Source organism: Polaribacter vadi, from assembly GCF_001761365.1.
Taxonomy (GTDB): Bacteria; Bacteroidota; Bacteroidia; order Flavobacteriales; family Flavobacteriaceae; genus Polaribacter; species Polaribacter vadi.
The window spans coordinates 3,007,345-3,025,544 of the sequence record NZ_CP017477.1 but is presented as its reverse complement, the minus strand read 5'-3'; the positions used below and the strand labels follow the sequence as shown (position 1 = coordinate 3,025,544).

Genomic DNA, 18,200 nt, shown 5'->3' with positions numbered 1-18,200 from the left:
ATGAAGAAACTACTCCTTACTTTACTCGTTTTTTCAGGGTTGCAAATGCAAGCTCAAGATGTATTGTTTTCGCAAAACTTTTTAGTACCAGAAACTATAAATACCTCTTTTACAGGTGCTATAAGAGCAGCTAAAATTGGCTCAATACATAGATCTCAATGGAGAAATGCTGCTTTTAAAACCAATTCTAGCTTTGTATATTTTGATACTTGGTTCGAAGGTTTTAAAACAGGTTTAGGCGTGTCTTTTTTAAACCAAACAGAAACTGCATCTACTTATACTTTTAATCAAATAAATATAAATTATTCTATGGCTTTTCAGTTGAGTGATACTTGGTTTTTTAGACCTAGTATTTCTGCAGGTTTTGGAATGAAAAATTACGGCTTTCAAAATATTTTATTAGAAGACCAAATAAACTTGAATAACAGCATCATTAATACAAGTAGTTTAGATCCTCTTTTGTTAAGTACACAAAGAAATTTTTTCGATTTTAGTTCTTCTATTCTTTTTAATAATGATGATTCTTGGATTGGATTAACCATAAAACATTTAAACAAACCCAATATTTCTTTAACCGAAAATGGTAATATTCCTTTGGATATTTTTTGGTCTGTGCATACCAAATATTATCTCCCTTTTTTAGAAGGCACAAGAACTTGGTTTGCTAGCAAAAGTAAATTTTATGTATTAGGTAATTTTATGATGCAAGGAAATGTAAACAGATTCGATGTTGGTTTCCAATACATTTTTGAAGATCAATTCTCTTTGGGAATTACTGCTGCAACATCACCCATAAAAACGGATGTAAATAGTCCATTAGTAAACTCTGTAAGCACGTTTGCAGGAATTAGATGGCAAGGTTTTAGATTTGGGTATTCTTACGATTTTAACACTACAGAACTCATTAATACTGGAGGCATTCATGAATTTTCAGTTGCTTACGATTTTAGCTTAAATATTAGAGCTTTAAATAGATATAAATGTGTTTCTTATTTTTAGATTGATGTTGGAACATCAACCTAAAAATAAGAATATTTATTAATAATACTGTAGAATTAAATTTCGCTCCTATGGAGCTTTATAAGATTTTTTGTTATTCTTTTATTAGTATTTTGCTCTTACAAAGCTAATATGCCAGAAAGATAAAATTAATAGATCTAATATAATCCAAAAAATAAAAACCTTACAATTTACCCAATCTACACTACAGCATTCAATTTTTACTTAATCTTTAAAGATTTTGCAATCGCTTCCAACTCAAAAAGAAAGGCTCTTTTGTTTACAGAAGGTGCATAAGTAAAACCTTCTACAATGACCAATCTATTATTTTTCTTGTCTATAACTGTGTAATTTAAAAACGGACCAGCCATAAAATCGTTTTTAACTTCCCATTTTCCACGAGTTTCATAGGCTTTTTTACCATCAATTATAGCATCAAAAGTATAAGGAGTATACGCTTCTTCAGTAATCATGTGCATGGTTTCTGGTTTAGAACCAGGAATGTATTTTTTACCAATCATGTTTCTAACAGCAACAATGCTATCTGCTACTTGAGTTTCATCTCCTAAAGGAACTGAATACACTAAAATGTTATTACTACCAGATTTTGCAATTCCACTTGTTAAATGATTACGTAACCATAAGAATTCTCCAGTATCATCAACAGTTTTAAACTTATCTGGAATTAAAAGCGAAAGCCCTAAATTATCTAACGTTTTGTATTTTACGTTTTCATCTACTTGACCTTCAAAAATATTTTGTGTAAAAGCAATATCTGCATCTAAAAAGGTTCTTCTAATTTCTTCTTTACGCTCTTGAAGAATTTTTATAATACCTGCATCATCTTTGGCTTGCACATACACAACAGTTTGTGGTTTTGCATAAATGTTTTTTCTTATAGAAAAATTCTCTTTATCACCTTCAGAAATAATTAAGATATTTCTGCTTCCTTTCATCATAGAACTAAAACCATCTGGTGCAACTTGAGAAACTGATAAAATTGTTTCTGGTTGAGGCAATCCTACCATTAATTCCCCAAAAGAATTTCTAATTTCTTGACCAATATCTCCAGTCCAATCGCTCATTTTTACAACGACCATTACTTTATTTATTTTACCAATAGAAGTTCTCAAAATCTTTTGGTCATTCCCTACACAAGAGGATAATAAAAATGCAATCGTTAGTATTGAAAGTAATTTTTTCATGAGTTTAGTTTTATTATTTTTAAGTTTGGTTATCAACTTCTAACACACCAAATATTATTCCATTTTTATAAATTTCTGATAAAAAATCATCAAACCTTAAAAAAATATTCAATTAATTTTATTTTGATGAAAATTCAAGATTTTAAACACTTAAAAAGTTAGCTTTCTTAACAAATTTTATCAAAAAGAAAAAGCTTAAATCACCAATATAAAAAAAATTAAAGTTAATCAATATAGATTAAAAAACACTTATTGTATTTTTTTGGGATAAATATACAACCTCTGCCCTATTTTTAGGTTACTCGTTTTTAATCCATTCCAACGTTTAATATCGCTAACTCTAACTCCGAATTTATCAGCAATTTTGCCTAAATAATCGCCATTTCTAACTTTGTAACGAATACGTTTATCCATTTCAAAATATTTTGGCAAAGGTTTTTCTCTTTTGGCATCATCTGCATCTGCTAAAGCATACAATTCTGTTTCTTTATCTAAAAATTCGGTAATTTTATTGCTTGGCAATCTTAAAGCGTAATTTCTATCTTTTATAAAAGGAATAATATCTAATTTATAAGACGGATTTAAATCTGTTAAAACTTCTCCATCTACACCAATAGTTTCAGAAATTTGATCGAAACTAACTGTTCTTTTTACACGAACTGTGTCTGTTTGAAAATCGAATATTCTAGGAAGATCAGCATAAATATTATGTTCATTTGCATGCTCAAAAATATACATTGTTGCATAAAAAGCAGGCACATAACCAGCTGTTTCTCTTGGTAAATAAGGTCTTATATTCCAATAATTTGTAAAACCACCAGAACGTTTTATAGCTTTTGAAACATTTCCTGGACCAGAATTATAAGCTGCTAAAGCCAAATCCCAATCACCAAAAATTGTAAATAATTGACTTAAATATTTGCAAGCTGCAATGGTTGCTTTTACAGGATCATGTCTTTCATCTACATAAGAACTCACCTTTAAATCGAATTGTTTTCCTGTTCCATACATAAATTGCCACAAACCAGCTGCACCAACCCAAGATTTTGCTCTTGGTTTTAAAGCAGATTCTACAATGGCTAAGTATTTCATTTCCAAAGGAATATCATACTGATCTAAATACTGCTCAAACATCGGAAAATAGTATTTTGCTTTTGCCATTAAAGCAGGGTAATATTTTGAACGATACAACAAATAACTATTAATTACCTTCTCTAAAGCTGGATTGTATGCTAAATTAAAAGGTGTTCTGGCATTTAAAGCTGTTAATCTAACTTTTAGCAAATCAGAAGTTACTGCTTGTTTAAAATTGCCAGTAATATCTTTGTCATTTATTACATATTCTAAAGTATCTAATAAAGCCGAATTGAATTTTTCATCTACCAACAAACTATCAATCACCCTTAAATCATCATCTGAAAAATATAATTTCTTTGAAGGGTTTATAATAGAATCTGTAGTAATAACTACAGATTCTTTTTTTATGATTGGTAAATTATCTTTTTGAGCTTGGCTAAAAAATGAAATACTGAATACTAAAACACTTAAAATTTGTTTCATAAAATACTAAAATTCTAATTCTAATGCAATTGGGCAATGATCTGAATGCTTGGCTTCTGATAAAATATAGGCTCTTGAAATTTTTTCTTTTAAAGGTGATGAAACCATAGCATAATCTAAACGCCAACCTTTGTTATTTGCTCTTGCATTTGCTCTGTAACTCCACCAAGAAAACTGCTGTATTTCTTGATTTAAATATCGAAAACTATCTATAAATCCGTTATTGATAAAATCGCCAATCCAAGTTCTTTCTTCTGGTAAAAACCCAGAAACTCCTTTCATTTTTGGGTTGTGAATATCAATTTCTGCGTGACAAATATTGTAATCGCCACAAATAACCAAATTCGGAATTTCTTGTTTTAAAGTATTGATGTATTCCTGAAATTCATCCATATAATTAAATTTATAACCCAATCTTGCATCATTTGTGCCTGAAGGAAGATATAAACTCATCACAGAAACCTCATCAAAATCTACACGTAAATTTCTACCTTCAAAATCCATGGATTCAATTCCAGTTCCATATGCTACATGATTTGGTTTTTCTTTACAAAAAATGGCCACTGAAGAATAGCCTTTTTTTTGTGCAGAAAACCAATAATGATAAGGATAACCAGCATTTTCAAATTCAGATAAATCTAATTGCTCTTTGTGTGCTTTTGTTTCTTGAATGCAAATTACATCTGGATTTGCAGCTTGTAACCAATCTAAAAAGCCTTTTTTTAAAGCTGCTCTAATTCCGTTTACGTTGTATGATATTATTTTCATTTAAGCTCATCTTAATCTTCCCTTTCCGACTGCTCTCAATGCAGGCTTGGGAAGAAACACTCTTGTGTTAATTTTTATATTTTTAACCTTCAAAGGGTTTAAAACCCTTTGAAGGTTGTGTTTTAATTAATCTAAAATTATTGGTTTCTTTAAAAAAAGCCAAGTAATTTGTGTTTTTTCTCCTGTTTCTGTAATTAGTTTCTTTTTTCTTGGCGATAAAATTACAGCGATAAAAGAAGAGATACTTGTTCTAAATAGTATATGATCAACATTTAGAAAAAAATCAAAAATAAAGATAAAAACCAATGTTAGTATAAAAATAACTAAATAAGGTTTCTTTGCTAAATACTGCATTCTTAAAATTTACACTTTTTTATTTATTACTTTTTTAAAAAACAACCATTTTATTTGTTCTTCTTCTCTATGTTGTTTATCAACCATTTTTACTTTTGGTGATAAAACAAAGGCTAAAACTACAGATAAAGAAGTGCTAATTATTGTATTTTCAATTTTGAATCCTTTTTCGAATATCAGCAAAAAAACAACCACCAATAAAGGAGTAATTAACCAATAAGTTTTTTTAAATAGTTTCATTTTTTAAAATTATGTTTTTTTATTAAATCCCTTTTTAAAAAACAACCATTTTATTTGTTCTTATTCTCCATGTTGTTTTTGAACAGTTTTTATTTTAGGTGATAAAATAAAAGCCAATCCTAAGTTTATTATGATTGTATAAAAATTCGGTTCATAATCTAAAACTTTGTAAATAATTAAGCCAAATAAAATTATCAATACAGGAAATAAAAAAGGTAACATCATTTTTATTTTTTTCATATCAAAAAAAGTATTTGAATAGGTAAACTCCTTTTTAAAGTTTTTATTGAGTGAAATAGGAAGGATTTATATTTTCATTTCTGGAATCTCACCATTTACAACTAAAGTTCCTTCTGTAGCATTTTGAATTTCTTCTACAGAAACTCCTGGTGCTCTTTCTAACAAATGAAACGCATTATCTTTTACTTCTAAAACTGCTAAGTTTGTGACTACTTTTGTAACACAGCCAACACCAGTTAAAGGCAAAGAACATTGTTTTAAAATTTTAGATTCGCCAGCTTTATTAGTGTGCATCATTGCAACAATAATATTTTCTGCAGATGCTACTAAATCCATAGCTCCACCCATTCCTTTTACCATTTTTCCTGGAATTTTCCAGTTGGCAATATCACCATTTTGAGAAACTTCCATAGCTCCTAAAATAGTTAAGTGAACGTGTTTACCACGAATCATAGCAAAACTCATAGAAGAGTCAAAAAAACTTGCTCCAGGCATTGTTGTTATAGTTTGTTTCCCTGCATTTATAATATCTGCATCTTCTTCGCCTTCAAAAGGAAAAGGTCCCATTCCTAAAACACCATTTTCCGATTGAAACTCAACTTCTATATCATCTCTTACATAATTTGCCACTAAAGTTGGAATGCCAATTCCTAGATTTACGTAAAATCCGTTTTGAACTTCTTGTGCAATTCTTTTTGCGATTCCATTTTTGTCTAGCATATCAATGTATCAATTAAATAATTTAAAAATGTATCAATTCTACTTTCGAGATTTAATACTTGTACTTAATATTTTATATAAAATCAATCCTAATTCATTTACCTTTTTACTCAAATCTAAATGAGTAGGATATGTTTTTGATTTTTCGCATAAAACTAACCAATATTTAGTTTCCTCTAATTCTTTGGTTGCAATTTTAATTTTATGAATAAAATCTGCTTTACTTTCTGCATTTTGTGCTTCGTGAATATTTGCACCAATACTTGTTCCTGATTTTAATAATTGGCGAGAAATCACATATTTTCTTTCTGCTTGTAAAACTTCACAATAATTAATTATCATTAATGCAACTTCAATTGATTTATCAACTACAGGATTTTTCATTGTTACATTATTGTATTGGTAAATTGATTAATTGCGTTTACGCACAGTTCGTTGTTCAATTCTTTTTTCATAATCTTTTCCTTGAAAAATTCTTTGCACAAAAATCCCTGGAATATGAATATTGTTTGGATCTAACTCGCCAACTGCAACCAATTCTTCTACTTCAACAACTGTAATTGTTGCAGCTCCACACATATTTGGATTAAAGTTTCTTGAGGTTCCTTTAAAAATTAAATTTCCAGCAGCATCACCTTTCCAAGCTTTTATAAAAGCAAAATCTGCTTTAAAAGCAGGTTCTAATACATACATTTTTCCATCAAAATCTCTTGTTTCTTTACCTTCTGCAACTTCAGTTCCAAAACCTGCAGGTGTATAAAATGCAGGAAAACCAGCTTGTGCAGCTCTACATTTTTCTGCCAAAGTACCTTGTGGAGTTAATTCTACTTCTAACTCTCCTGATAACATCTGGCGTTCAAACTCATCATTTTCGCCAACATAAGATGATATCATTTTTTTAATTTGCTTGTTTTGTAACAATAATCCCAAACCAAAATCATCTACACCTGCATTGTTAGAAATACAAGTTACGTCTCTAACATCTAACTTTACCAATTCAGCAATTGCATTTTCAGGAATACCACACAAACCAAAACCACCTAACATAAAAGTCATGCCATTTTTAACTCCTTTTAAAGCATCTTGAACGTTGTTTACTTTTTTGTTTATCATTAGAATTATATTTTATTTGTAAATAGATTTAATCTGAGATAGTTTAACAAAATCAACTATCATAAGTGATTAAACATTTATTTTATTAAAAATCAGTATCAAAAGAGGTTCCAATATTGGTCTCCTCTGGTTTTTCATCACAATTTATGTTGATTGATAAATTTTCTGGTTTTTCAAAATCTTCTTTACTAATATTTAAGGTTTTATCATCATAACATTTTTGCATAAATAAAGCCCAAGTTGGCAATGCCATAGTTGCTCCCTGACCTTTTGCTATTCCTGCAAAATGTGTTGCTCTGTCTTCTCCACCAGTCCAAACTCCTGTTGCTAAATTTGGTACAATTCCCATAAACCAACCATCAGACTGGTTTTGTGTAGTTCCTGTTTTACCAGCAATTGCATTGGTAAAATTGTATGGAAAACCTGTAACAGAACCTCCTCCTGAACTCCAATTTGAACGCAATCGAATTCCTGAACCAGATTTTGTAACACCTTCTAATAAATTTAAAATCACATAGGCAGATTCTTCACTTAAAACTTCTTGTGTTTTTGGTACAAAATCTTTTAAAACAGTTCCGTTTTTATCTTCAATTCTTGTAATAATCATTGGTTTTACACGCAAACCTTTGTTTGCAAAAGTACTATAAGCACTTACCATCTCATATAAAGATAAATCTACTGCACCTAAGGCTATAGATGGGTTTGCTTGAATTTCAGTTTCAATTCCTGCAGCTTTTGCCAAACGTACCACGTTTTCTGGACCAACTTCATCTATTAATCTTGCAGACATTGTATTTACAGAACCTGCTAAACCATCTTTTAAAGTTAACATTCCTCCATATTTCTGATTCGAGTTTTCTGGAGTCCAAGGTTCTGGAATGCCATATTTACCAGCTGGAATTGTATAAGGTGTGTTTGGTAACATATCACAAGGAGAACGCCTTAATTGATTAATTGCAGTTGCATACACAAAGGGTTTAAAAGTAGAACCTACTTGTCTTTTTTGTTGAGCAACAGCATCATACTTAAAGTGTTTATTATTAATACCACCAACCCAAGCTTTTATATGTCCTGTTTGTGGTTCTATGGATAATAATCCCGAACGTAAAAAATATTTATAATAACGAATAGAATCGTTTGGAGACATAATTGTATCTCTATCTCCTTTCCAAGAAAAGACTTTCATTTTAGTTTTTGTGTTAAAAATCTTGTCGATTTCTTTGGATGATTTCCCAGCAATTTTTAAACGCTTATAACGTTCTGAGTTCTTTTTTGCTCTATCTATAATTCCATCTATTTGGTCTTTTTCTATATCATAAAAAGGGGCAGTTTTGTTTCTCTCTTGCTCTTTAAAAAAGTAAGACTGTAAATTTGCCATATGTTCTGAAACAGCTTCTTCAGCATACTTTTGCATTCTAGAATCTATAGTTACATATATTTTTAAACCATCACTAAAAATATTGTATTCTTCGCCATTTGGTTTTGGATTATTTTGCACCCATTTGCGCATCACTTTTTGTAAATGCGTTCTAAAATAGGTGGCATACCCTTCATCATGACTTTCTGGAGTATAATTAAGATCTAAAGGTAATTGCTGCAAACTAACTTTTTCGCTTTCAGTAATAAAGTTATTTTTTGTCATTTGTAGTAAAACAACATTTCTTCTTTGTTTTACTAATTCTTCTCTTCTTAAAGGATTAAAATAAGAGGAGTTTTTTAACATCCCAACCAACATTGCAGATTCATGAATTTCTAATTCTTTTGGTTCTTTACCAAAATAAATTCTTGCTGCAGAACGAATACCAACTGCTTGATTTAAAAAGTCGTATTTATTTAAATACATTGCAATAATTTCATGCTTTGTATATTGCTTTTCTAACTTAGTAGCAACTACCCATTCTTTTACTTTTTGCAGAACTCTTTCCATTTTATTGGTAGATCTTTCCCCAGTAAATAACATTTTAGCTAATTGTTGCGTAATTGTACTTGCGCCTCCACTTCCTGGCTTTACAACAGCTCTTGCAGTTCCTCTATAATCGATTCCTGAGTGTTCGTAAAAACGCTCATCTTCTGTTGCTACTAAGGCATTTACCAAATTCTCTGGTAACTCATTAAACTTAATTGGTGTTCTATTTTCTGTTGCATACTTACCAATTGTAACTCCATCTGCAGAAATAACTTCTGTAGCCAAATTGGTTTGTGGATTTTCTAATTCTTCAAAAGTTGGTAAAGCTCCTAAACCACCAACTGAACCCGCAAAAAATAATCCTACAAAAAATAACAATCCTCCTAAAACGATTGCCCAGAACCAGATGATATATTTCTTAAAACTTGTTGTTGCTTTCTTTTCCATAATAAAATTTTTTCTCAACAGTATTGAGATTTTTTTAATTTGATTTTCCTTTATATATGCTGATGTTTCATCAGTAAAAGAAAAATTACTCTACTTTTTCTATACTAAAACCAACATCTTGCACCCCTTCTAAAATTGGCATTGCTTTTACTTCGCCATTTTTACGCATTGCATGCTGAATGTTAAAAATATATTTTCCTGATTTTGGAAAAACCTTTTCTTCTTTATAAAATAATTTATTCTCTTTAATATCTGCAAACCCTTTTCCTAAATAGTTACCAGCATTATCTGCCATTTCATATTGCAGCGTATCTATAATTTTATCTCCATTTGGGAAATTTAATGCTGTAATTACATATAAATTACTGTAGGCATATTCATTATTATTTCTAATATTGATAAACAGATTTTTTGGTGAAATAGTATCTTTTATATCAAACTCAAAAGAAATATTTTTATGCGCTTCCCAATTTCCATTTGGTAATGATTCATATGCTGTAAAAGTGATTTTATCATTACAAGAAACAAAGAATAGCACTGCAATTAAAAAAAATAAATTCCTATTTTTCTTGAGGACTTTCTCCATTTTTAGGCTTGTTATTATTTCTGTTTTTATTATTTCTTCTAGGTTTATTTGGTTTTGAGCCTTCAGCTTTTGGTTGATTTGGCTCATTTGAACTTTTTGGTTTATTTGGTTTTCTATCAGCTTTTGGTCTAGGTGTCCTTTTTGGTTTGTTATTCGCTTTTGGCTGAGTTACATTTCCTTCAGCTTTTGGTTTCTGATTTGGATTTCCAGTAGCTTTTGGCTTTTGATTTGGGTTTCTTTTTGGTCTTCTTTTTGGTGGTTGATTTTGCGTGTTCTCTTTTGAAGAATTTGCAGTAGCTGCAACCGGTTTTTTATTTCTTTTATTCCTGTTATTTCTTCTTTTACTAGTTTTTGGCGTATCAAAACGTGTTAAACTGTCTTGCCCAACTGCATCTTCAAAATCTACTTTTACAGGGATTTCTAATTCAGATTCATATTCTTCTAACGGAATAGATTTCTCGTTATTTTTATTTAAATCGATTATTTCATGAACTTGCTCTAATGTTAATTGAAACCACTTAAAACGCTCTTCTTTATAAGTGTACCAAAGATGTTTTTTAAAAATATCCATCTTAACAAAAACGGCATCTCCTTTTTCTGTTCTTAAAATAACATCTTGTTTTGGAAACGATTTTAAAGCATCTAAATACGTATCTAATTCATAGTTTAAACAGCATTTTAACTTTCCACATTGTCCTGCTAATTTTAACGGATTTAAAGATAATTGTTGATAACGTGCAGCAGAAGTACTTACTTTTCTAAAATCTGTTAACCAAGTAGAACAGCATAATTCTCTTCCACAAGAACCAATTCCACCTAATCTTGCTGCTTCTTGTCTTGCACCTACTTGTTTCATTTCTACTCGAATTGAAAAAGCACCTGCTAAATCTCTAATTAATTGTCTAAAATCTACTCTTGCATCAGCAGTATAATAAAAAGTAGCTTTGTTTCCATCTCCTTGATATTCTACATCAGAAAGTTTCATTTGCAAACCTAACCTTCCTAATATTTCTCTTCCTTTTCTTTGGGTTTCCTCTTCTTTAGCTCTTGCAGCTTGCCAAATATCTATATCTCTTTGGTTTGCTTTTCTGTAAATTTTCTTTACATCTTCATGATCTTCAGTAATTTTGCGCTTTTTCATTTGCACTTTCACCAATTCTCCTGCCAAAGAAATTGTACCAATATCATGCCCAGGAGAACCTTCCACAGCAATAATATCTCCCATGATTAATGGTAAATTATCAACATTTTTAAAAAAATGTTTTCTTCCGTTTTTAAATCTTACTTCAAAAATATTAAAACGTTCTTGTCCACTTGGTAAACTCATGTTAGATAGCCAATCGAAAACTGCTAATTTTTCGCTTCCACTTCCACAACTTCCTGAGCCACAATTACCATTACTTTTACAACCTTTTGGTACGCCATTTTCTGTTGTACCACAACTTCCACATGCCATTTTAAGTATATATTTTTATCCGTTTTTAATAAATAGCAATTTATATTTATTGTAAATGCTACAAGAAAATTTACTAAATATTTTAAAAACGTATGATTTATAATTTGATTATCAAGTTGATACAAAAAAACAACCTAATTTTCTCTAATTCGTAAATATACGTATTCTTTAAGAATGAAAAAACAGCTAAAACAAACTAATCTGAAACTACTTTTTTATTTACTGACACTTCAAATCTATTTTAAAAAATTGTTTTATGATTCTTGTTTTTAGAATTTGATAGCATTGAATTAGAATTCGTAGAAAATTGGATTTTTTAGCATAAAAAAAGACCTCAAAATTGAGGTCTTTTCAAAATTGAATTAATTATTGAAGTATAATTCTTAACTTTTTCTTTTACAATTATCTTTAATTTTTTATAATTCTTTTATTGATTGCTCCTTTATCTGTAGTTATTTTTATAAAATAAATTCCTGCTGATAATTCTTCGACATTTAAAAGAGTGTCTTTAGCCGTAGTTAATTTTTTACCTGTTGCATTAAAAATTTCTACTTTTTTCAATTCTAAACCATTTGATAATAAAATTTCTACAAAAGAACTTGCTGGGTTTGGATATGCTGCAACATTTTCTTTTAAGAAATCTTCTGTAGATAACGCTTTACAAGAAACGTTATACGTTGCTGTTACGTCTTTCTTCCAGTCAGCTTTTGCTAAAGCATCAGCAACATTATCAACCTCTATACAACTTAAATTAGAATTTCCTGTAACATCTAACTTATCTAAAATAGCATTATTTGCATTTTTTAAATTTAAAGAAGTTAATCTATTATTTCTTGCATCTAATTCTGTAATATCTGTTAATTTAGAAATATCAATATCTGTTATTAAATTGTCTGAAACATTTAATTTTCTAACTTTATTTTTAGCTCTTGCTAAACTTTTTGTTTGCTTGGTAGATTTAGATACCAAAACCACAGATGAAGATGATAAAAATACAGTTATACTTGAAATTACGTTGTTAGAAATATCTATACTACCTGCATTTGTAAAAGCTTCTAATCCTGTGATTTCAGCAATATTTTGACCACTAAAATTTAAATCTCCAGTAAATGCTTGTGCTTCTGCATAGGTAACTTTTCCATCTCCATCATCATCAACTCCAGGAACTGCTACAACTGCACTATTAAAATTAGTATCTGTAGTATAAACAGACCATTCTGCACTACAATCTGTATTATAATTTGCTGATGCATCTTTGTTAACCCAATTTGTGTTGGCAAAACTTATATCATCAACAGAAATACAGCTTAAATCTGGATTGTTTTTAATATCGAAAGTTGTAATTAAATTGTTTGCTCCATTTTTTAAAGCAGCTCTTTCAATATTATTATCATTTAAAAACAAACGTGTTAGCTTTGTATTATTTGCAATATCGACATTGATTAAGGAATTAAACTTCGCATCGAATTCTATTAATTCCAAATTTTGAGAAATATCAACACCTGTTAAATTGTTATTATTAACTCTTAATGTTTTCAATTTTACATTATTTGTAACATCCAAATTTGTTAATTGATTAAATTGAACCGATACTATTTCTAATAAAGGATTGTTAGAGACATCTATAGTTGTAAATTCTGAATTACTAATATTTAGATTCTTTAAAAGAGGTTGATTGGAAATATCCAAACTTGAGATAGTGTTTGTACCCAACCCTAAAATCTCTAAATCTTTGTTTAAAGTAACATTTAAAGTTGTTAAATCGTTATTATCAACAGTTAAAGTTTTTAATAAAGTGTTATTTGAAACATTTAGAACAGTTAAATTATTTGCACCACAATTAAGTTCTACTAGTTGTGTATTACTCAAAACATCTAAGCTATTAATTTCATTTACCTCACAATTTAATTCTGTTAAATTTATGTTACTTGAGACATCCAAAGAAGTTATAAAATTCATCTGAACAGATAATTCCTCTAAATTTGTACTGTTTGAAACATCTACACTTACTAATTTATTATTTCTTGCAATTACAGATATTAACGCTGTATTATTTGATAAGTCTAAATTTTCTATCTCATTTCCTCTACAATCTAGTGTTTGTAATGCTGCAAAATCTTGAATACCTTTTAAAGAAACAATTGCTAAATCTCCAATAATTAACTCTTGAATATTTTCAATCTCAACTGTTAAAACTTGTCCGTTAATTACCCCATCAGAATCGATATTTTGATCAATTAATGCTTGCTCAAAGTTTACATCTGGAATTAAAGTAACGCCTATTGGACTACAATCTAAAGAATAATTAGTTGCTATATCTTTATTCGTGAAATTAGTTTGCGCAAAAGCTACATCATCAACTAAAACGCAACCTAAAGCTGGATTGTTTCTTACATCAAACTGTATAACATTCGCATTGTTTCCATTTTGAATATTGAATGATGTTAACGAATTATTCTCTGCTCTAATTAAAGTTAATGCACTATTTGTACTTAAATCTAAATCCGTAATTTGATTGAAAGCAACGCCAATTTGTTTTAAAGCCACGTTTTGTGACACATCTAAACTTGTAAAATTGTTACTTGCTACAAAGAACTCTTCTAAGGCTGTATTCGATGAAACATTTACTGATGTAGAACCTGTTGTTGATAAATTCAAACGAACTAAATTTACGTTTGCAGCAACATTCATATTACCTAAATTCGCATTGTTGTTAATGGATAAATTTAATAAAGCAACATTCTGACTAACATCTACTGCACCTGTTAAATCATTATTATTTCCTTGTAGTTTTGTTAATGCAGTATTATTTGTAACATCAATTGCTGTTAATTGGTTCGTTGCAAAATCTAACTCTAATAAATTAGGTTGATTAGAAACATCTAAACTTGTTAACTCATTTTCTGATACATCTATAACTGTTAATAATAGATTATTGCTTACATCTAAAACAGTTAATTGATTATTGGTGGCTACTAACTTTTCTAACAAAACATTACTTGAAATATCTAAACTTGTTAAAACTTGTCCTTCAGTTACGGTTTGATTACTGATGTAAAGTTCCTTTAATTTTAAGTTATTTGACAAATCAATACTTGTGATTAAGTTGTTATAGATATTTAATACTTCTAAATCTCTAAAAGCCTCTAATCCTGTAAAATCTATAATCCCTAAACCTGTTCCTGCAAATTGAGTGACTACTTCTAAATCTGATGTTAATGCTCTTCCATCTTCCATTCCTTCTGAATCATATCCTAAAGCTATTAATCTTTTCTCAAAATTGATGTCTGGAATTTGGGTATAATCTGATGCTGAAAAACAAACTGTACTTGAAAAACTTGCTGTTACATCTTTGTTTACTAAATTAGAAACCGAATTTACATCATCAACTAAAATACATTCTAAAGCTGGATTGTTTCTTACATCAAACTGTATAACATTCGCATTGTTTCCATTTTGGATATTGAATGATGTTAACGAATTATTCTCTGCTCTAATTAAAGTTAATGCACTATTTGCACTTAAATCTAACTCTGTAAGCTGATTAAAAGCAACTCCAATTTGTTTTAAAGCTACGTTTTGTGAAACATCTAAACTTGTAAAATTGTTACTGGCTACAAAGAATTCTTCTAAAGCTGTATTGCTTGAAACATCAACCATCGTTGATCCTGTTGTTGATAAATTCAAACGAACTAAATTTACGTTTGCAACAACATTCATGTTGCCTAAATTCACATTGTTGTTAATTGATAAATTTAATAAAGCAACATTCTGACTCACATCAACTGCACCTGTTAAATCATTATCATTTCCTTGTAGTTTTGTCAATGCAGTATTGTTGGTAACATCAATACTTGTTAATTGATTCGTTGCAAAATCTAACTCTAATAAATTAGGCTGATTAGAAACATCTAAACTTGTTAACTCATTTTCTGATACATCAACAACTGTTAATAATGGATTGTTACTTATATCTAAAACAGTTAATTGATTATTGGTTGCTTCTAATTTTTCTAACAAAACATTATTTGAAACATCTAAACTTGTTAAAACTTGACCTTCAGTTACGGTTTGATTACTGATGTAAAGTTCCTTTAATTTTAAATTATTACTTAAATCAATACTTGTAATTAAGTTGTTATAGATGTTTAAAACCTCTAAATCTCTAAATGCTTCTAAACCTGTAAAATCTAAAATCCCTAAGCCTGTTCCTGCAAATTGTGTGACTACTTCTAAATCTGATGTTAACGCTCTCCCATCTTCAATTCCTTCTGAATCATATCCTAAAGCTATTAATCTTTTCTCAAAATTGATGTCTGGTATTTGGGTGTAACTTGGTGATGGTCCATTTTGATAATATCTAAAATTACCTCCACTTCCTCCAGTCATAATATCTAAATCGCCATCAAAATCATAATCTATAAAAGCTGGTGTAGAAAAACCATTCATCCCAGAAAAACCAAAAGGATTTGAAATACTTACTGCATATCTTGGATTTTGAGCAGTTCCTATATTTTCAAAATATAAAAACTCTCCTCCTTGAACTCCTGCTATTAAATCTAAATCGCCATCTGCATCTAAATCTCCAAAATTTGGTCTTACTAAAGGAACTGATATATTTAAACCAAATGGACTTGTTTGTCCTGTTGAAAATTGTGGAGATGTTGCAGTTCCTGAATTTTCATAATAATAAAAATTAGGACTACCTCCTGAATTACGAGTAGAACCAGCTAATAAATCTAAATCTCCATCATTATCTATATCTCCAAATGTTGGGTAAGAAGTTGATGCAGATATATCAACAATCCCAAAAGGACTTTCTACTGGTGTTCCATATTGTGGAGCAGATGATGTTCCTGTATTTTCAAAGTAGAAAAAATTACCTCTCCCATCTCCAGAAAATATATCGATATCTCCATCATTATCTAAATCTACAAATGTTGGAAAAGAATCATCAGAACCACCTGTTAAATTTGTTAATCCAAATGGATTGTTTTGAACTGCTGCATAAATTGGTGCTAAATTGCTCCCTGTATTTTCAAAATAGTAAAAACTTGTTCCTCTTCCTCCAGACAATAAATCTAAATCGCCATCATTGTCTAAATCTGCAAAATTTGCATTTGAGAAAATACCAATGCTTGTTAATCCATTTGGATTTAGTGTTTGAGGCTCAAAAGTTGTTGTATAATTTGAAAATACTCCTTTATTACCACTAATGGTAAAAGTGTAAGGATTTTCATCTGAATCATTATTTGCAATACTTATAATTGCTGTTTGATTACCAGATAAGTTTGGTGTGTATGTAACTTGAAAAGTTTTAGAACTTCCTTTTGTAACTGAATTCGCATTTGGCTGGGTACTTATTGTAAAATCTGTAGAACCAGAAATTGTTACATAATTTGGATAAGGAGTTGTTAAACTTAAATCAGCAAAACCTTCACTATTATCTATTGTAAAAAATTTTGTAACTGTGTTTACTGAAACTCCAAAATCTGTATTATCAGTAGCACTTGGTGTTGTATCTCCATTTACAATTGAAACATTATTACCTTTTACATCTATTTCTGGAAAAGCTTCTTCTCCAAAAAATACTCCTACGTTTGTAGAAACATATATTTTACCACTATCAAAAAAGATTTGATTTACCACTCCTAAAATCCCATCATCATAATCATATCTAGTGAAGGTTGCTCCACTATCATTAGAAACGGAAATGACAGAACTACTTACACCTACAAAAACGTTAACTCCTTCACTATAAACAGTATTTACTGAATTGGCTGCTAAACCATCTGATTGTTGTACCACAGTAAACGTATTTCCTTTATCAGTAGAAATTGATAAACCACCAACTGGATCAAAACCTTCTGAAGCTGCATATAAAACTCCATTACTAAAAGAGACTCCATTTGCACCTACATTTGCTAAACCATCTGTATTTGTTTTATTGATAAAGGTATTTCCACCATCTGAAGAGATTGATAAACCTCCATCAGTTGCCACATATACATCTGATCCATTTGCCACAATTTCTCTAAAAATACTTTCACCTATTCCATCACTTTCAGATTTTTCTATAAATGTAGCTCCTGCATCATTAGAAATCCATAACCTATTAGAAGCAAGTGCATAAATAGTATCTCCGTCTGCAAAAACATCATTCATATTGTTTCCATAAGCAAAAGATGCTGGTGCATAATTTACAAAGTTGTTTCCACCATTTGTAGAAACAGATAGTCCACCATCTGTTGCAGCATAAATTGTTGAACCATCTACAAAAACATTTTTTACATTATTAGATCCTAAACCATTTGTAATAGTTTTAGTTGTAAAAGTAGTTCCACTATCTGTAGAAATTAACAATCCTGAAGTTGTGCCTATATAAATTGTAGCACCTTTTGCAAATACTCCTTGTGTAGATGAGTTTGTTAATTGAGTAAATTTAAAACTCTCTGCACTAATCTGTGCAGAACTTGTTTGGACAATTCCATTAAGCCCAATAATAATCGATAAAATAAATAGTAATTTTAGTTTCATAGCTTTTTTTAATATTATTTATAAGAGTATAAAATTAAAAAAAAAGCTCTCAGAAATTTAAATTTGTTC

General features: G+C 29.7%; 14 protein-coding genes. 1 reads left to right on the top strand and 13 read right to left on the bottom strand.

Annotated elements, in window-relative coordinates; genetic code table 11:
• Positions 1–999 carry a PorP/SprF family type IX secretion system membrane protein gene (locus LPB03_RS13095; protein ID WP_065320039.1) on the top strand — a complete coding sequence of 333 codons (999 nt, stop codon included), beginning with the start codon at positions 1–3 and terminating at the stop codon, positions 997–999.
• A gap of 221 nt (positions 1,000–1,220) precedes the next feature.
• On the opposite strand, the gene LPB03_RS13090 is transcribed toward LPB03_RS13095, so the two are convergent.
• The 13 genes from LPB03_RS13090 to LPB03_RS13030 form a co-directional block, all read right to left on the bottom strand.
• Complete coding sequence (locus LPB03_RS13090; protein ID WP_083187298.1) at positions 1,221–2,204, bottom strand: DUF4837 family protein; 984 nt, start codon at positions 2,202–2,204, stop codon at positions 1,221–1,223.
• A 249-nt stretch (positions 2,205–2,453) separates the two neighbouring features.
• Positions 2,454–3,764, bottom strand: a complete 1,311-nt coding sequence (locus LPB03_RS13085; RefSeq protein WP_065320038.1) for a lytic transglycosylase domain-containing protein — start codon at positions 3,762–3,764, stop codon at positions 2,454–2,456.
• Positions 3,765–3,770: 6 nt separating this feature from the next.
• A complete protein-coding gene (locus LPB03_RS13080; RefSeq protein WP_065320037.1) occupies positions 3,771–4,532 on the bottom strand; it encodes an exodeoxyribonuclease III in 762 nt (253 codons plus the stop codon).
• A gap of 126 nt (positions 4,533–4,658) precedes the next feature.
• Positions 4,659–4,886: a hypothetical protein gene (locus LPB03_RS13075; protein ID WP_065320036.1), complete on the bottom strand. Its 228-nt coding sequence runs from the start codon at positions 4,884–4,886 to the stop codon at positions 4,659–4,661.
• A 9-nt stretch (positions 4,887–4,895) separates the two neighbouring features.
• A complete protein-coding gene (locus LPB03_RS13070) occupies positions 4,896–5,126 on the bottom strand; it encodes a hypothetical protein (protein WP_065320035.1) in 231 nt (76 codons plus the stop codon).
• Positions 5,127–5,186: 60 nt separating this feature from the next.
• Positions 5,187–5,366: a hypothetical protein gene (locus LPB03_RS13065; RefSeq protein ID WP_065320034.1), complete on the bottom strand. Its 180-nt coding sequence runs from the start codon at positions 5,364–5,366 to the stop codon at positions 5,187–5,189.
• A gap of 66 nt (positions 5,367–5,432) precedes the next feature.
• Positions 5,433–6,086 carry a 3-oxoacid CoA-transferase subunit B gene (locus LPB03_RS13060; protein WP_065320033.1) on the bottom strand — a complete coding sequence of 218 codons (654 nt, stop codon included), beginning with the start codon at positions 6,084–6,086 and terminating at the stop codon, positions 5,433–5,435.
• A 39-nt stretch (positions 6,087–6,125) separates the two neighbouring features.
• On the bottom strand, positions 6,126–6,470 hold the full coding sequence (locus LPB03_RS13055) for a four helix bundle protein (RefSeq protein WP_065320032.1): 345 nt from the start codon (positions 6,468–6,470) through the stop codon (positions 6,126–6,128).
• A gap of 27 nt (positions 6,471–6,497) precedes the next feature.
• On the bottom strand, positions 6,498–7,199 hold the full coding sequence (locus LPB03_RS13050) for a CoA transferase subunit A (RefSeq protein WP_065320031.1): 702 nt from the start codon (positions 7,197–7,199) through the stop codon (positions 6,498–6,500).
• Between the two features lie 85 nt (positions 7,200–7,284).
• On the bottom strand, positions 7,285–9,552 hold the full coding sequence (locus LPB03_RS13045; protein WP_065320030.1) for a penicillin-binding protein 1A: 2,268 nt from the start codon (positions 9,550–9,552) through the stop codon (positions 7,285–7,287).
• Between the two features lie 85 nt (positions 9,553–9,637).
• Entirely contained in the window at positions 9,638–10,138 is a 501-nt protein-coding gene (locus LPB03_RS13040; protein WP_065320029.1) for a gliding motility lipoprotein GldH, read from the bottom strand.
• A complete protein-coding gene (locus tag LPB03_RS13035; protein WP_065320028.1) occupies positions 10,113–11,594 on the bottom strand; it encodes a PSP1 domain-containing protein in 1,482 nt (493 codons plus the stop codon). The genes LPB03_RS13040 and LPB03_RS13035 overlap by 26 nt, the downstream gene beginning before the upstream one ends.
• A 408-nt stretch (positions 11,595–12,002) precedes the next feature.
• Positions 12,003–18,131 (bottom strand): FG-GAP-like repeat-containing protein, encoded by a 6,129-nt coding sequence (locus LPB03_RS13030; protein ID WP_065320027.1) that lies wholly within the window; start codon positions 18,129–18,131, stop codon positions 12,003–12,005.
• Positions 18,132–18,200 lie beyond the last annotated feature (69 nt).